14 protein-coding genes are annotated in these 15236 nt (G+C 57.7%); 6 read left to right on the top strand and 8 right to left on the bottom strand.

Annotated elements, in window-relative coordinates:
- Positions 1-33 precede the first annotated feature (33 nt).
- From PHA8399_RS05965 to PHA8399_RS05940, 6 genes are all read right to left on the bottom strand, one after another.
- Positions 34-720, bottom strand: a complete 687-nt coding sequence (locus PHA8399_RS05965; RefSeq protein ID WP_082649471.1) for a sugar transferase — start codon at positions 718-720, stop codon at positions 34-36.
- Between the two features lie 537 nt (positions 721-1257).
- Positions 1258-1455 (bottom strand): VPEID-CTERM sorting domain-containing protein, encoded by a 198-nt coding sequence (locus PHA8399_RS05960; RefSeq protein ID WP_244270162.1) that lies wholly within the window; start codon positions 1453-1455, stop codon positions 1258-1260.
- A 187-nt stretch (positions 1456-1642) separates the two neighbouring features.
- A complete protein-coding gene (locus PHA8399_RS05955) occupies positions 1643-2371 on the bottom strand; it encodes a metallophosphoesterase (protein WP_058285268.1) in 729 nt (242 codons plus the stop codon).
- 134 nt (positions 2372-2505) lie between these two features.
- Positions 2506-3018 (bottom strand): hypothetical protein, encoded by a 513-nt coding sequence (locus PHA8399_RS05950; protein WP_058285267.1) that lies wholly within the window; start codon positions 3016-3018, stop codon positions 2506-2508.
- A 176-nt stretch (positions 3019-3194) separates the two neighbouring features.
- Entirely contained in the window at positions 3195-4796 is a 1602-nt protein-coding gene (gene xrtE / locus PHA8399_RS05945; RefSeq protein WP_058285266.1) for an exosortase E/protease, VPEID-CTERM system, read from the bottom strand.
- Between the two features lie 143 nt (positions 4797-4939).
- On the bottom strand, positions 4940-5971 hold the full coding sequence (locus PHA8399_RS05940) for an SDR family NAD(P)-dependent oxidoreductase (protein ID WP_058285265.1): 1032 nt from the start codon (positions 5969-5971) through the stop codon (positions 4940-4942).
- Positions 5972-6503: 532 nt separating this feature from the next.
- On the opposite strand from PHA8399_RS05940, the gene PHA8399_RS21845 reads away from it, so the two are divergent.
- The 4 genes from PHA8399_RS21845 to PHA8399_RS22215 all read left to right on the top strand — a co-directional run bounded on the left by PHA8399_RS21845 (position 6504) and on the right by PHA8399_RS22215 (position 12522).
- Entirely contained in the window at positions 6504-6935 is a 432-nt protein-coding gene (locus PHA8399_RS21845) for a plasmid mobilization protein (protein ID WP_145976983.1), read from the top strand.
- Positions 6925-9651 carry an AAA family ATPase gene (locus PHA8399_RS05935; protein WP_058285264.1) on the top strand — a complete coding sequence of 909 codons (2727 nt, stop codon included), beginning with the start codon at positions 6925-6927 and terminating at the stop codon, positions 9649-9651. Before PHA8399_RS21845 ends, PHA8399_RS05935 begins: the two co-directional genes overlap by 11 nt.
- Positions 9652-9935: 284 nt before the next feature.
- The gene (locus tag PHA8399_RS22220) at positions 9936-11312 is read left to right on the top strand and encodes a hypothetical protein (protein WP_145976982.1); all 1377 of its coding nucleotides are present in this window, start codon (positions 9936-9938) and stop codon (positions 11310-11312) included.
- Between the two features lies 1 nt (position 11313).
- Positions 11314-12522 (top strand): hypothetical protein, encoded by a 1209-nt coding sequence (locus PHA8399_RS22215; RefSeq protein ID WP_145976981.1) that lies wholly within the window; start codon positions 11314-11316, stop codon positions 12520-12522.
- 348 nt (positions 12523-12870) lie between these two features.
- Here PHA8399_RS22215 and PHA8399_RS05930 read toward each other — a convergent pair whose 3' ends face one another.
- Together PHA8399_RS05930 and PHA8399_RS05925 are read right to left on the bottom strand one after the other, a co-directional pair.
- On the bottom strand, positions 12871-13614 hold the full coding sequence (locus PHA8399_RS05930) for a hypothetical protein (protein ID WP_145976980.1): 744 nt from the start codon (positions 13612-13614) through the stop codon (positions 12871-12873).
- A gap of 29 nt (positions 13615-13643) precedes the next feature.
- A complete protein-coding gene (locus tag PHA8399_RS05925) occupies positions 13644-13970 on the bottom strand; it encodes a hypothetical protein (protein WP_058285262.1) in 327 nt (108 codons plus the stop codon).
- Positions 13971-14193: 223 nt separating this feature from the next.
- Here PHA8399_RS05925 and PHA8399_RS05920 point away from each other — a divergent pair, with 223 nt between their 5' ends.
- Both PHA8399_RS05920 and PHA8399_RS05915 read left to right on the top strand, forming a co-directional pair.
- Positions 14194-14766 (top strand): recombinase family protein, encoded by a 573-nt coding sequence (locus PHA8399_RS05920; protein WP_058285261.1) that lies wholly within the window; start codon positions 14194-14196, stop codon positions 14764-14766.
- Positions 14767-14930: 164 nt separating this feature from the next.
- Positions 14931-15236 (top strand): helix-turn-helix domain-containing protein (locus PHA8399_RS05915; RefSeq protein ID WP_145976979.1); only part of this gene is annotated, 306 nt, incomplete at its 3' end.

The raw sequence follows: 15236 nt of genomic DNA, 5'->3' as shown, positions 1-15236 counted from the left end.
TTAAGAAGAAAGTCCTGCGGACCGGTGCCGGACTCAGCGGCCGGTTCTGCCCAGCACTGCTGCACCTGTGCGGAGGATGATTGTCAGATCCTTGAAGAAACCGCGGCAGGACAGATAGGCCACATCCAGCGCCACCCGCTCTTCATAGCTGATGTCATTGCGGCCGGAGATCTGCCAAAGCCCGGTGATTCCAGGCTTTTGGGCCAGATACGCCGGCACGCTCCTGCCGTATTTCGGCAGCTCCTTGGTGACAATGGGGCGCGGGCCGACAAAGCTCATCTCGCCCTTCAGCACGTTCCAGATCTGCGGCAGTTCATCCAGGCTGGTCCTGCGCAGGATCCGGCCAAGCCGGTTGATGCGCGGGTCGCTGGTCAGCTTGTGGTCACGCTCCCATTCAGCAGCAGCCTCGGGGTTGCTGTCCAGATGGGTCTGAAGCCGTGATTCGGCATCGACCACCATGCTGCGGACCTTCCAGCATTTGAACGGCTTGCCGTTCTGGCCCACACGGGTATGCCCGAAAAATCCCGGCCCGCCATCCAAGCGCACGACACCCCACAAAATTAGGATGACAGGCACCAGGACGGGCAACAGCAAAAGAGCAAATAGTATATCAAAAATCCGCTTACCCGATCTGGAGTAATAGCCTGGCGAAGAATAGCCAGGCACCTGATATTCAACAGATCCATCGATGGAGTACGCGGTCAGTGCAAAATCCTGCATCGTCTAACACTCCGAAATTCAAACGTCTTAACCAAAACCCACCTGCCAAAAGGGATAGGTACGGGCTCACTACACTCAAGTTACGACAAACTTAAGTAGTATTTTCTACACTTTTGAGACTTGGTTAACCATTGTGTCCTGGGAGCAAGACCTGGGTGGCCCGGTTCATTTCTGAGGGGATGACGGGCCTTGATTCTGCCGGAATGCTGGTTTCCGGCGCCGGTGGCCTGAGGCCCGATACAGCTCTTTTGGCTGCCAGAGCCTAAAGGAAAGATGAAGCCTGCAGGCGACAGCCCGGCGTCGCCCTTCGGCGCGCAGCCTGTCAGCACGAATTCAGATCGTGTGCCCCCTGGGCGCTAACGCCCGACACGCCGCAAAACCACAGGCCCGCCGAACGCCGAGGCGCTTGGGACGGAACCTGTGCAGAGTACGGTGCGGCGGGGGCTTTGCGGCGAGAAGCTGCTGCGGCGATTGCCGCAGACGCCTGATCAGCCTTGGCGGAAATGGATTTACCCCGCTGAAGGGGCCCGTTCCGAATCAGGCGCGGCGGCGGTTCACTTCCCAGGCCAGGGCCAATGCAGCGCCAACCGCCGCTAGCGTCAGCAGACCCGCGCTGGCGTCGATTTCCGGCACGCCCCACGCATTGCCGTTCCCGTTGCCGCCGTTGCCGTTGCCGACTCCATGCCCGTTGCCATTGCCTTTGCCAGGCTTCGCTAAAGCGGCGGACAGGGTCATGCAGTTGACAATGAAAGCGGTGCTAAGGGCGGTAAAAAGATTTTTCATCTGCTTGGCCTCAAACGATAACTGTTAAACTCCCCCATCGAAGGCACTTAACACTTTCTTAACCACCGCTCAACTTGAAGCGTGGGACAGGTGCGGTATTCCTGCCCTGCTGTATCCGGTCTGCACCGATGACCTGACGTCAGGCGGGCTGCGCTGGCACGCTCAGGAACCGCGGCGCGCTGCCATCAAGGCAGACCGCAGACAGGGTTCCGGTGGCATAGGCGCCGGTATCGACGGCAATCCGGCCCCGCTCCGCCGCGGGCGTGCTGACGATGGTATGGCCATGCACGACCCAGACCCCGTCCCGGCGCGGGGTGCGGAAGAACTCCCGGTGCCCCCACAGCAGCGTGCCGTCCTGCTGCTCGGCTGCGGCCGTGCCGGGATCCGCCCCAGCGTGGGCAACCAGCACAGTGCCGGACAGCAGGGAGGTCTCCAGACCGGCAATCCAAGCAATCAGATCCTCCCCCATCGCCGCCTGCAGGCGGTCGCGGCAGCCGCGCAGCTCATCTGCGCTCATCTGCGGGCGGGCGCCGCAGATGCCGAAGGATGCCAGCGTCTGCAGCCCGCCGTTCCTGATCCAGCGGCCGCCGTCGCGGGCGGGGTTCTGCAGGAAGCGCAGCAGCATATCCTCATGATTGCCCATCAGGCAGGTCAGATCCGGGCGGGCGCTGAGAAAGCGCAGCAGTCCGGCGCTCTGCTCGCCCCGGTCGACGTAATCCCCGGCCAGGACGACTTGGTGATCCCGCGGCACCTGGGCCAGCATCTGCTCCAGCAGCGGCAGGCAGCCATGCACATCACCGATCACGCAGATCGGCACCTCAGGCGCGGGATCCGCAAAGGCGGCGCCCTTTGCGAACTTGCGGAGCATGGATGACAGCACGATAGGCAAATCTCCCGGTAGCCTGTTTGGCGCAGTGAACCCCGGCGTGCGGCAACGCGCCGGGGTTCACTGCGGTCACCTCCGTGATACCCGCCAGCCCGCACCGGGGCAAGCTGGCCTGCTCAGGCGCTGCGGCAGGCTTTCACACCCATGCGGATGATTTCGCTGCCCTTGATCTTGTAGATGCCGGAAATCCGGTTGCGGCCTTCCGCCATGAACCAGACCTTCAGCGGCTCCGGGTAGAAGTCCGCCATCACCCGGCTGAAATAATCGAACTTTTCCTGCGCCAGGCGGCGGCCGCTGCGCGACGGACCGTGGAAGCCGAAGGTGGTGTTCGGATCAACGCAGGCCCCCGGCAGGCCGAGGAACATCGTGCAGGTGGAATAGCAGACCCGGCCGCGGATCTCGACCCGGGTGCCGCTGCGCTTGAGGTTTTTCAGCTCGATCAGCCGGTCGTGCAGATAACCGCCGCGGTCGCTGCCCACGACATAAGTCTGCTGGGCGGCTGCTGCCTGCGGCTGCAGCACCGCAAGTGCCAGACATGCGGCAACGGCGGCCTTGGCGGTCTTGCGGAAAACGGAACGGGCGCGCCCCGGCAGGGCAGCAGCAGAAGATGCGATATTCAGTGCCAGCATGATCAGATCTCCAATGCAAAGAAACGGGCGTTGGAGACTGGATAGAAAACCCCTGCGCGCTGGCCGGGGTGGAGATGTGGCAAAAATTAGTACATTATCAACACTTTAGCCCGCATGTTAGGCAAATTTTAAGAGTTTTCGCCCTGTCCTGCGGCGTGCCGCCAGGCGGGATGAGATCAGATCAGATCATAATTCATGGTGGCGATGGCCACGGCAGCGATGATGGCGTTGGCCAGCATATGCGCCTGCACGGCGCCGCCGGGGCGGCGGGTCCGCAGGTACAAAAGCCCGAACGCAACGCCCGCCGCGGCCCCGGCCAGCCAGCGGTCGTGCAGCGCCGCAAACAGCAGGCTGCTGAGCGCCAGCCCGGCCAGGACGCGCCAGGGTGCTGCAGCGGAAGTGCCGGCGGCACGCTCCAGCACATAGGCGCGGAAGAACAGTTCTTCGATGACCGGCACCAGCAGCACCGTGCCCAGCAGGCGGCACAGGATCCAGAACGGATCCGGCGCCTGCGCCGCGCTGGCGGTGGTGTCCGGGGCCAGCAGCAGCCACATTGCCGCCACCGCGCAGCCGGTCAGCCAGTCGGCCGGCCCGGCGCGCCAGTCGATAGCCCTCAGCGCAGGCCAGAACAGCGCCAGCCCCAGCAGCATGAACGCCACCCTCAGCGGGTAGCCATCGGCAGGATTTTCCCAAAGCAGCGGCGTGATGGTGCCGCTCATCATGAAAAGGATGAACGGAACGATTCTGGCAAACAGCGGATCCGCCCTCAGGGGCAGGCCGGGGCGGGCGCCAGGCTTTGCTGCCCCGGTGTGGAAAAAGGCCATGTTGTGAACGATGGCCAGAACCGCAAAGGCCAGCAGCGAAAACATCAGCCAGCCCGCATAGGAGTGAAACCCGTCCACCGCCAGTTTCGGCGAGACATTTGCACCCAGCCAGATCAGCGCCGAAATCCGCAGGATGTTCAGGATCCAGCTCAGGCAGACCGCAACCGGGAACAGCACCGCCCAGTAGGGGCCCATCCGCAGTGTCCGGCGCGCCAGCAGCGCATAGAGCGCCATGAACACCGCCACCAGGGCCACGCCTTCGGCACCGGAACAGCCCGAGGCAATGCGGACCGAAAAGTCGTTGAGGCCGATAATCCGCTCCCCCGGGAGGGTGAACAGTTCGGTGCCAGTCAAGGCAAACACCCCGCTCACGGCCTGGAACGTCAGCCGGGTCAAGGCGCGGTTCTCGCCCCACAGCCACCCGGTCGCCTCAACCACAAGCGGGAGAAGGAAAAATCCGGCTGCCACCAGCGGCAGGAAGGCGCCATTGCCCAGCAACCACTGCTTCCAGGCGCGCAACGGCAACAGCCAGAGCGCAGCGCCCAGAAGCGCAAGCGCCCCGCCGGCCAGGAACAGCGGCGCCGCCTGGCTGAACTGCGCCTCCAGCTGGGCAAGGGGAAGCCGCCAAAGCGGCACCAGCACCAGCACCAGCCCCAGCAGATGCAGCCCGGCCGGAACCAGGCGGCGGGACGGCGCCGCGGCCGCCAGATGCGCATAGCTGTGCCAAAGACGGGGGCGGGCCACTGTCATCAGAACAACGGCAGCACACATGAAGAAAACGCTCAGAGGAAGCGTCCGCAGCCCCCGGCAGAGAGTATATGCGGACACATTCCCGCAGAAGAACTGGTCCGCATCATAGGTCAGCAGGCGAATGGCCGCGGCCTCGGCCACTGCCACCAGCAGAAAAACAGCCAGACGCATGGATGCAGGCCGCAAGATCAGTTCCTGCCTCATGATCACTCCCCGGACGCGCGGTTTGGCAACAGGGTGGCGCAGACCCTGCCCTGTGCAGTCACAGCCGCTCCTTCATAATTCAGGCAGCCGCAGGTTCAAGAGGCTCGCCCTGGCCCGGGACGGTCCCGGCTGCGCCGCTCGGCTCACTGGCTGTCCGGGGCCTCCAGGTAATACGCCCGGTACCACTCAACAAACTGCGCTACACCCTCTGCCACTCCGGTTTGGGGGGTATAGCCCGTCAGCCGCCGCAGCAGCGAGGCATCCGCCCATGTGGCGGGCACATCGCCGGCCTGCATCGGCATCAGGTTGCGCTCCGCGGTGCGGCCGGTGGCGGCCTCCACCGCGGCGATAAAATCGTTCAGCTGCACCGGCTCGGAATTGCCGATGTTGATCACCCGGTGCGGCGCCACCGGCGACAGGCTGTCGCCCTCCGGCACCGCCCCGTCCGCCGGGCGTTCCGGCACCGCGTCCATCAGCAGCCGTACGGCCTCCACCAGATCTGTGATATAGGTGAAGTCGCGCTGCATGCCGCCATAATTGTAGACGTCGATCGGCTGCCCCGCGAGGATCGCCCTGGTGAATTTGAACAGCGCCATATCAGGCCGCCCCCACGGGCCGTAAACCGTGAAGAACCGGAACATGGTGACCGGCAGATCAAACAGATGCGCATAGGAATGCGCCATGTTCTCGGTCGCCTTTTTGGAGGCGGCATAGAAGGACATCTGGTGATCCGCCTTCTGGGTCTCCCTGTAGGGCATCTCGGTATTGGCCCCGAACGCCGAGGAGGTGGAGGCCAGCAGCATGTGCCGGGGCGGATGGGCGCGGGCGGCTTCGAGGATCTCGAAGGTGCCGGTGATGTTGCTTTCCAGATAGGAACGGGGATTCTCGATCGAATAACGCACCCCGGCCTGCGCGGCGAGGTGGACCACATAGTCCGGCTTGTGCGCCTCAAAGACCCCCAGGACAACGCCGGGATCCTCGATGCTGCGGGTGATGACGCTGAAGTCCGGGTACTGCTCCAGCATCGCCTGCCGGTCCCGTTTCAGCTGCACGCTGTAGTAATCCGACAGGTTGTCGATGCCGACGACACGGAACCCGTCCTCCAGCAGGCGCCGGCACAGGTGGTAGCCGATGAAGCCGGAGGACCCGGTGACAAGAACGGTTTGCTGGGTCATCAGTCTGCTCCAGGGGCCTGTCTCAACTGCCGGGATCCGGAACCCGGCCGCAGGGTGTTGTTTCGCAAGGCGCCGGACCACCCGCCGGGCATTATGGCAAACCGGGCTGGGGCATACCATCCCCGGCAGCTCAATCCGGCCCTGCCGGCCGGTGCGGCATAAGCAAACAGCCTCCCCGGACGGCCGCAGGCAGAGGAACGGGGACGCGCGCTGCAACTGCCGTTGGCTGGCGGCACGCACCAGCGATCATTCACAAGACTGCGGAGAAAACTGGTGCAGATGACAAGACTAACCTAGAACCAGCAACGCTCGTTTCTCTGCTTAATGAGTTGGAGGAGTGGGGCGCGGTTTTGAAGGCTGAGCCTAACCTTGTTGAAAAGCTTCGGGAGTTCGAAGTAGCGGCTTCTGGACAAGCCAAGAACGCAAAGAAGAGCCCCCAGCAGAATACCTCCTGCCGCGCGCCGTTGCGAGGGCCGTCGCTGTGAGTAGGTCAACGCAAACCGCGAAACGGACGGCTATTTCACCGGTAACGTTGCGCCTCACGTCTGAAGAGCGGGCACGGCTGGAAGAACTGGCGGCGGGTACGACCCTGTCGGCCTATATCCGGGCTTGTGTGTTTGCCAAGGAAGAAAAACGGCGCAGGCATCGGCCCAAGAGCGTTGTTACCGACAAGAAGGCTGCCGCTGAAGCGTTGGCTATGCTCGGGCAATCGCGCATTGCCAGCAATCTCAACCAACTTGCCTACCATGCCAATATTGGTGCACTGATGATTGGGGAGCGTGAAAAAGCACAGATTGCCGAGGCCTATGCGCACGTGCTGTCGATCCGGTCGCTGCTGATGCAGGCGCTTGGGAAACACTCCGCGCCTCCCGGTTCGATGGCGACGCTGCCACGCTCCGCTCAAACGTGTCCTCAATCCCGTCAAAAATCGCTGAGCCCCAGAGACGCGGGATATGATCCTTGAAGGCAATGAACGCGGTTTTGGGGCTGAACTGGCGCGGCATCTCCTCAATCCCCGTGATAATGACCATGTGACCGTGCATGCGATTGAAGGCTTCGTGGCCGATGACCTTTATGCAGCCTTTGCTGAAGCCGAAGCGATATCCGGCGGCACGCAATGCCAGAATTACCTGTTCTCGCTGTCACTGAATCCGCCGCCTGGCCCAACGGTATCGATCGAGATGTTCGAAGCGGCGATCACAGTGGTTGGAAAAAAGCTCGGCCTCAGCGGCCAACCGCGCGCTGTCGTCTTCCATGAGAAACTGGGTCGCCGCCATGCTCATTGTGTCTGGTCCCGGATTGATGCGGGCCAAATGAAGGCGATCAAGCTGTCGCACTACAAGCGCAAGCTAATGGATATCTCGCGCGAACTGTATCGCACCCATGAGTGGGATATGCCGCAGGGGTTCCGCGACCCCGACGCCCGCGATGGGAAGAACTTCTCCCGTCAGGAAGCCGGACAGGCCCGGCGCGCCCAGGCTGATCCGAAAGAGTTGAAAGCCCTGTTCCGGCGTTGTTGGGACCAATCGGATTCCCGCTCAGCCTTCGCCGCAGCGCTCTGGGAAGAAGGCTACATGCTGGCCCGTGGGGACCGACGCGGGCTTGTCGCCGTGGATGCCTCGGGAAAAATCTGGTCGCTGTCGCGCTGGTGCGGTGTGAAACCGAAAGAGTTGCGCGCCCGCTTTGGGTCGGAAGACGCGCTCTGGTCCATCGAAGAAGCCAAAGCGGCGTTCAGGGAAATAGACGCGCGGGCCGCATCGCTGTCGAACGCAGAACCTGATCCCGACGCTGAGCATAGACGCAAGGCGTTGGTGGAACGACAGCGACGCGAAAGACAGAAGTTGCGGGCCACGCAGGAAGCGCGCCGGATTGCCGAACTGAAAGTCCGACAAAAACGCTTGCCAATGGGCCTGAAAGCCATCTGGGCGCGCGTCACGGGCCGTTACCAAACCTTGGTGGCGAGCATCGTCCTTGAGGCGAAGTCCGCTGAGGCACGCGATCGACAGGAGCAACAAGATCTGATCGATCAGCACTTATCGGAACGCCGTGCGCTGGAACGCGACCTGTCTCAGCCTGACATTTTGCAAGCGCTTTCGGCGTCGTTTGAAACCGCAATTCGCCCAGATCCAAGGCAGAAACTCGTCCTGCCACCGGACGACATCCCGTTCACAAAGGATCAGTTGATTGCTGATCCGGCTTTGATCCTGGATCACATCTCTCACAAGAAAGCGCGTTTTTCCCGCACCGATGTTTTGCGCGAACTTGCGAAACGCATTCCCGACCCGATGGCATTGCGGGCGGCGGCGGATACCGCCATGTCCTCGACCAATCTCATACAGCTTGGCGAGGGCGGCGATGTCACGACCAGAGACTACCGCGCTGCTGAAATCGCTTTGAGTGCCAGCGGTGCCGCACTGTCTGCCTCGAAAAGCGCTGCAGTGGATGCCTCGCATATCAAGCTTGCTATCCGCAAACAGGATGCTGACATGCAGAAGGCTTTTGGTGGTCGTTTGAGCGAAGAACAACGGTCAACACTGCACCATATTCTTGGACCGGAACGCCTCGCCTGCGTGGTCGGGTTGGCCGGTGCGGGAAAAAGCACCATGCTGAAAACCGCGCGTGCGGCATGGGAAAAACAAGGCATCACCGTTCAAGGCGCGGCGCTGGCCGGTAAAGCCGCCGAAGGTTTGAAATCCGCTTCAGGCATCACATCCTGCACCTTGGCCTCATTGGAAGCGAGTTGGAAAAACGGATACGAACCGATTGCCCCCGGAGACGTCCTTGTCGTGGACGAGGCTGGCATGATTGGCACCCGCCAAATGATGCGAATTGCCAGCAAATTGCAGAGCATCGGTGCAAAACTGGTGCTGGTCGGTGACCCGGATCAATTGCAACCGATAGAGGCCGGACACCCGTTCCGTCGCCTGATCGAAACTCATGGCGCGGCGAAGCTTAACGAGATCTACCGCCAGCGCGAAGACTGGCAGAAACAGGCGTCCCGCGATCTTTCCGAAGGCCGTACTCTTGAGGCCATCGAAAGCTATGATCAGCACGGTTTGATCACTAACCGCTGGTCTCGCGATACGGCCTTGGCGGCCCTGGTTGAAGACTACATGGCAGATGTGGAATTGAACGGGGACAGTACCTCTCGTCTCGCTTTCGCCCACCGCCGTAAAGATGTCTATGCGCTCAACCAAGTCCTTCGGTCGGCATGTCGCTCATCCGGCACCGCGAACCCCGAAACGATCTACGACACTGAAACCGGCCCGCGCGCGTTCGCCGAAGGAGACCGCATGGTCTTCACTCGAAACGAAAAAACCACCGGCGTGAAGAACGGCATGCTCGGCACGGTCATCAAATTCACAGAGAACCAAATCACAGTTGAGCTCGATAGTGACGACGGGCAAAGGCGCAAAGTCTCCTTCAACCCAAAAATCTACCGTGCCTTCGACCACGGCTATGCTGTCACCATACACAAGTCTCAAGGTGTAACCATCGACAGATCCTACATCCTCGCCTCCCGAACTATGGATGCACCGCTGACATACGTTGCAATGACCCGGCACCGGGACAGAGTCAAACTATACATCAACGGGCAGGATCGGCGTCCGTGTTTCGAAAAAAGATCGATAACGCAATCGTTTTGGTCACACCGCAGAAGAAGTGGACCAAGACAATGATGTCAGACCGACCCCCATGCGGGACAAAACGATCATCAACGAATAACCGGAAACGGATTCTGGTCGCTGCGAAATAACTCGTGGACTACTAGCTCTTTGACTGAATTTTATGTATGCTGAAACCCAGGTCTATATTCGATACATTTACACAAGCTCTGTTGAGCCTTCGAGTCCGGGAGTTTCAGCCGCCGATTAAACCCGCTCCGGGCGTACAGCAGCGAAGGAAACCTACGCGGGAGGTATAGGTGGTGGCGAAACACTCTTCGAGACGTGACTTTTTGAAATTGAGTATTTCGCCCTTCACCGCAGGTATTCTAGCCGGTACGTCGGGAGTTATCTTCCCCGCACCAGCAAAAGCCGAAATTACGGCAGCAGGCGTTGCGGCAACCATTTCGATTGCTTCCGCTTTGTCGAACATGTTTGGGAAAAGGGGCGGCGAAGGCGAGCGCCACGCCATTCTCAATGCCAAGTTAGATACAATTATCCAATTGCAGCAGCTAACACTCGAGAGCATTTCAGAAGTTCACTCGAAACTTGAAGAGTTAGAAGGGCAGATACCGAATTTTCTAGAAAATGAGTCATTGCGGAAACAGCAAGTAGATGCGCTAACTCATATGCGACGATTACAAGACATCCAATACTCAATACTAGCAGGAAACAATGTCGAAGACATCAAAAACGATTTCGACCAATTATCTCAAGCTGTTTGGACATCTGTTAGTAATCTGGATTCGGATGTAAAATCTTCAAATCTTCAGGGCGACGCCGGGTATGATGGAATTCTTTTCACGGTCACTGCCCTTAATACATATTTCATGATGGCCCCCGGTCTGAAGAACGTTGCGCTTGATTCTGCCCTAAAAGAGTTTCCCACTTCGGCGCGATATAGGGGATTGGTCCGAGCGATGGGTGACGTTATTGAATATTTAAAGACTTCAATCCTGCCCACGCAAGTTGAATTTCAACAACGCATGTTTGCTGCACCGAATCGAAAAAAGATTGGCGCTCCTTGGGTCTATTGGTACAGATACATTGCACAGCAATTCGATATGTTCGATCCATCAATAAGGGAACACGAGAAAATTCAGATCGACACTTTCTTTCGTAATTATATTACAATGATTCCATGCCGGAACGGCCACAACAGCAATGACATTGAATGGGCAAAGAGACACGGTACCAGTGTAGATCCCTACTGGAGAACTTTTGAGCTATTGGCACCAGTAAAATTGATTTTGAACCCGACATTCAGCGATACACCGACAGAATACCGCGTCTCGCCGTTTGTTGGATTTGACCAAGTCGATTTCTATTTTAGGAGAAATGGACCGATCTCCGTACGCCAAATATCGGAGTTCAATAAAAATGAGTTTGCTAGAGTGCCAAGAGGTGTTTGGCCGGGAAATAGGCAAAGGCCGACTGATTACTTGCACCTACCACTCGACGTAGGCGAGTTCTTCTGCCCTGGATTCAAGGACACGGATCCGCAGGCATACGCTCAACAGATCGCTAACCGGGTTCTTCAAGGTATTCGAGGAAATGAACTAAGGGTTATGTCAGAGTTGCTCCTTGAAATGTCGATGAGACGCTGGCGCGAAGTTGGATTTATAGAAATGGATAGTTGGCTGACGGAGTTGAACAAAGATATTAGCGAACTTTGACATGCCCATTGAGACAGTTGCTCGAACGAGAAGACCTTTCGACTTCATTTCTGTTTTTCTCATTTTTACCCTAATTTCGGAGGTTGCGTTGACAGAGGCACAAGATTTAGATGAACAATCGAAACAGTTCTTCGAGTCGGTCAAAAAATCAGACACTGCAGGAGTCGTTCGAAACTACGGAGGTTTTAGCAACTCGGCTTCCGGGTTATTTAGTAGTGTGGTTGACGGAATTCTAGAATTAAAAGATGCTGTGGATTTGCTTGACAGGGCCGTAAGTGTCTGGTCTGGCGAAGCGACTGACCTCGAAAGGGTACAGCGCATTATCGATAATGACATCTCGACATTGAGCGGAGCGGCTCGATTTGGAAAATGGCGAACGCCCGATTTCGCAATTGATCAAGAATTGATTTCAAGTGATCCAATGACTGCCGCTCGAGAGTATTCTCGCGTCACGGATCTAATTTATGGTGAGTTGGAGAGAATAGACTCGGAGTTGGGATTTCTCGAAAGCGAAAAATCAAAATTTGAAGATGTGTCCAGGGAGTCAAATGAAGCATACGATAGAGGGCTTCACTTACAGAAAGTATTTGAGGAAATCAACTCGGATGGCGTATCCGCAATCCTCGGCACTGACTATATTTGGGTGGAAATGGCCGTTTACATCCAGCCGGCACTCGCGAAGAGAGCTGGCGCTGCCGAAGATGCGCTTAATAGGGTGGACGCTCAAATAGAGAATTTAAAAAGAATACGAACCGATGCAGCTAATTTGGGAGAATGGGCAAACTTTTTTGCTTGGTACGAATTATTGCGGGAGGGCGTTAGGAATTCTAGGTTGGAGTTTGGTGGATTAGATTCCTTAAAAAAGTCTGAGGAAATTGCTGGCCGTCTTGGCTCCAAATCTGCTCGGTCCATGGAAGCCGTGCTTCAGGAGTCTGTCGCGGTCATTGCAAGAGGCAAAGAGGCCGTCGAACAACTCGCTGCGAGCGCAGCCAGTAAGGACGAGGCAGCGGCTAAGTCAGGAAATTATTCTAATATTCTCGGATTGCTAAGTGCTTTTTCCAGTGCGGCAAACTCTAGTTCGAGCGAAAGACAACCACGTCAATCAGCGCCCGTTACTTTCCAGAAAAACATCTATAACTTCATAGTTAATCCTTTAGAGTCGAAAGATGATAAAGCTGGTTCAGGGGTTCCGATCCCTCCGCCCGATTGAAAGCGTTGGCCTTCAGGGCAGCGGCGGAAGCCGTCATTGCTTTCATGCACAGCATCGGTCCCATTTGAACGATACCATTGAAGCCTCGACAATTGAGGAATCTTCAATTTCTCTTGGACGTGCGTTCAGCCAGAAAAATGTCCACAGCGGACATCAATGAAGTTCGTTGAGACGCCCTATTGCAGCCATTGTAGGTTTCTGGCGGAACTCTCGGTCAAAGAATCACACGGGTTCTGTGCGAACGATTTCTTGCATCGAATTTGCGCAGTTCTGGCGTCTTCAGCTGAATGGGCTCACTGTAGACCTTTTCCGCATTGCCGCATGCGACCCAAGCTTCGTTTTGACTGGCTACGCCCCATTTGGTTCTGGTACGACGAACCCTTTCAATCCATCAAGCGACGGGCCCCCGCTCACCGGTTTGGCCGCGACCTCTACAGAATTGCGATCACCGTCAAACTGTACCGCTTGGTGTTCTTGCGGCAGACGCGCTCTCACGGCCTCCGGCGTATCTTCAATCAGCTCCGCCCGCAGTTCTTCCAGCTCATCCTGCGTGATCTCCCCTTCTGCGAGTGCGTCACGCGCCGCATCAAGCTGTTTCTGATACTCAATCAGCGCTTCACGTTCCTGTTGAAGCGTCGCATATTGATCTTTGAGCGCCGAGAACTCTTCCCAGGTTGGATGGTGGTCCGGGATCGTGGCCGGGTCGATTTCGCCTGGCCCAACGTCCTCGCCAAACTCATCAAACACTTGCGTGCCGTCTTCGGTGCGGAACACGCGACGGCCATCTTCCATGACAAAGGCCTGGCTGAGCAGCGTCTCAAGGTCGGCGCGTAGTTTTTCCATTTGCAGATCATTGGCCATGAGCGCATCAACCGTGGCGGTGTCATAGAGGGTTAGATCGGCTTCAAAAGCTGCGATCTGCTGCACTGTTGCAGGAGGGGAGAACGCTACTGCGGCCATCGCGCCGATAGCCGCTTCAGCCTTGTCTTCGATCTCTTCTTTGCGGTCGCGCTCGTTACGGCGATGCTCAAAGTCCCGCTTGCGGCGTTTGTCGGCATCAACGCGATGCTGGTGCTGCGCCAGTTCTGCCAATCGTGATCTGTCAAACGCCTGTCTTAGCATTACCTCCTACTTCCCTGCTCACCGCATTCTTCCCGGATCAACGCGTACATCAATGTGCTGACCTGCTGTTCGGGGTGTTTCTCAAACCAGTCCATCTGGGCATTGAACCGCGCCCGTTGATCCGAGTGCAGATACCAGTTCCAGATGCATTGCATGCCAGTCTCATCGCGCTCGTCGGCGAGCCATCGGGCAAAAGCCAGCCCCTCGACCACACCGGAGATATAGGCGTTCTGCTCTTCGGCAGACATATTCTCCATTACATCCTGGGCGGTGAGCGCAGCCGCATTTTTGCCCGTGGCGAGAAACGCAGCTATTGCCAGTATCATCCCACAAAATGGTGAATAAGCTGTTAATTTTGCTAATCTTTTATCCCACATTGACGTTCGTCAGTGGTATATTTGCTTTTGCTGCGCCGAAAAAGGTATAATGATTGCAGAAGATATTTAAGAACAAGGACTTGCCGGAGCAGGCTGTCAAGTCCGACACCCCCAAAACGATGAGGAACGTTATTGTGGCATCAGATGCCGCTGCTTTCCTGGGGTACAGGCAATGAACCATATGAAGATCGGATATATTCGCGTGAGCACCGAGGACCAGCGGGAAGACCGTCAGGTCGATCTGTTGCTGCCGATTTGCGATGAATTGCATGTGGAGAAACGATCCGCCATGGGTCCGTCGCGGCCCGTCTTTGAGGCTGTTCTGGCGCAACTGACCAAGGGCGACACGCTGGTGGTCTGGTCACTGGATCGAGCCTTTCGTTCGGCCCGCGATGCACTGAACATTGAGGCTAGTCTGAAAGAACGCGGCGTGAGCCTCCAGATCGTTTCTCTCGGCGTGGATACCGCCACCGCGGATGGGAAGCTGGCCTTCACCATGGTGGCCGCCGTGGCCGAACATGAGCGCAGCCGGTTGTCCGAACGCACCAAACAGGGACTCGCCATCGCGCGCCGGAACGGTAAGCGATTGGGACAGGTGCCGAAGATGACCATTGAGCAGGCCAAAGATGCGCAAAAGCGCTTGGCAAAAGGCGAATTGGTCAAGGACGTCGCCTGGGCCTACGGCGTGCATCCGCAAACGCTGCGACGGCATATAGATAAACTGAGATCGCCAGAAGACGCTTAAATCTGCGATAGGCATTGGAGCTATTTATCTGAATTAGTCTCGATGTGATCTGACACCGCCCCCTTCTCAGCACGCTGAACTGGGGGCGGCGCATCTCTTGAAGGAGATGATGGTTGATCGTTTTGATGGTGGTGCAAACCCAACCGCAAAACGAGGCAACCACAATGCTGAACTCTACTGATAAGATCATCAAACACAAAACCGGTCTGCTGAAACTGGCCGAGGAACTGGGCAACGTCAGCAAAGCCTGCCAGGTGATGGGCTACAGCCGTGACACGTTCTACCGCTATAAATCAGCAGTCGAGGACGGAGGTGTCGAAGCCCTGTTTGAGCGCACCCGGCGCAAGCCTAACTTGGCCAATCGGGTTGACGAGGCGACCGAACAGGCGGTCATCAAATCCGCCACCGATTTCCCGGCCTATGGCCAAGCCCGCACCTCCAACGAGCTGCGCAAACTGGGCATCTTTGTC

It is taken from the genome of Leisingera aquaemixtae (assembly GCF_001458395.1).
GTDB classification, from domain to species: Bacteria; Pseudomonadota; Alphaproteobacteria; order Rhodobacterales; family Rhodobacteraceae; genus Leisingera; species Leisingera aquaemixtae.
Note: the sequence above shows the minus strand (reverse complement) of the source record. Positions and strands in the feature narration are given on the sequence as shown.

Excerpts from the sequence above, each read along its gene's own strand:
- PHA8399_RS05965 (WP_082649471.1), bottom strand. The coding sequence starts at position 720 with ATGCAGGATTTTGCACTGACCGCGTACTCCATCGATGGATCTGTTGAA.
- PHA8399_RS05960 (WP_244270162.1), bottom strand. The coding sequence starts at position 1,455 with ATGACCCTGTCCGCCGCTTTAGCGAAGCCTGGCAAAGGCAATGGCAAC.
- PHA8399_RS05955 (WP_058285268.1), bottom strand. The coding sequence starts at position 2,371 with ATGCTCCGCAAGTTCGCAAAGGGCGCCGCCTTTGCGGATCCCGCGCCT.
- PHA8399_RS05950 (WP_058285267.1), bottom strand. The coding sequence starts at position 3,018 with ATGCTGGCACTGAATATCGCATCTTCTGCTGCTGCCCTGCCGGGGCGC.
- xrtE (WP_058285266.1), bottom strand. The coding sequence starts at position 4,796 with ATGAGGCAGGAACTGATCTTGCGGCCTGCATCCATGCGTCTGGCTGTT.
- PHA8399_RS05940 (WP_058285265.1), bottom strand. The coding sequence starts at position 5,971 with ATGACCCAGCAAACCGTTCTTGTCACCGGGTCCTCCGGCTTCATCGGC.
- PHA8399_RS05935 (WP_058285264.1), top strand. The coding sequence starts at position 6,925 with ATGATCCTTGAAGGCAATGAACGCGGTTTTGGGGCTGAACTGGCGCGG.
- PHA8399_RS22215 (WP_145976981.1), top strand. The coding sequence starts at position 11,314 with ATGCCCATTGAGACAGTTGCTCGAACGAGAAGACCTTTCGACTTCATT.
- PHA8399_RS05925 (WP_058285262.1), bottom strand. The coding sequence starts at position 13,970 with ATGATACTGGCAATAGCTGCGTTTCTCGCCACGGGCAAAAATGCGGCT.
- PHA8399_RS05920 (WP_058285261.1), top strand. The coding sequence starts at position 14,194 with ATGAACCATATGAAGATCGGATATATTCGCGTGAGCACCGAGGACCAG.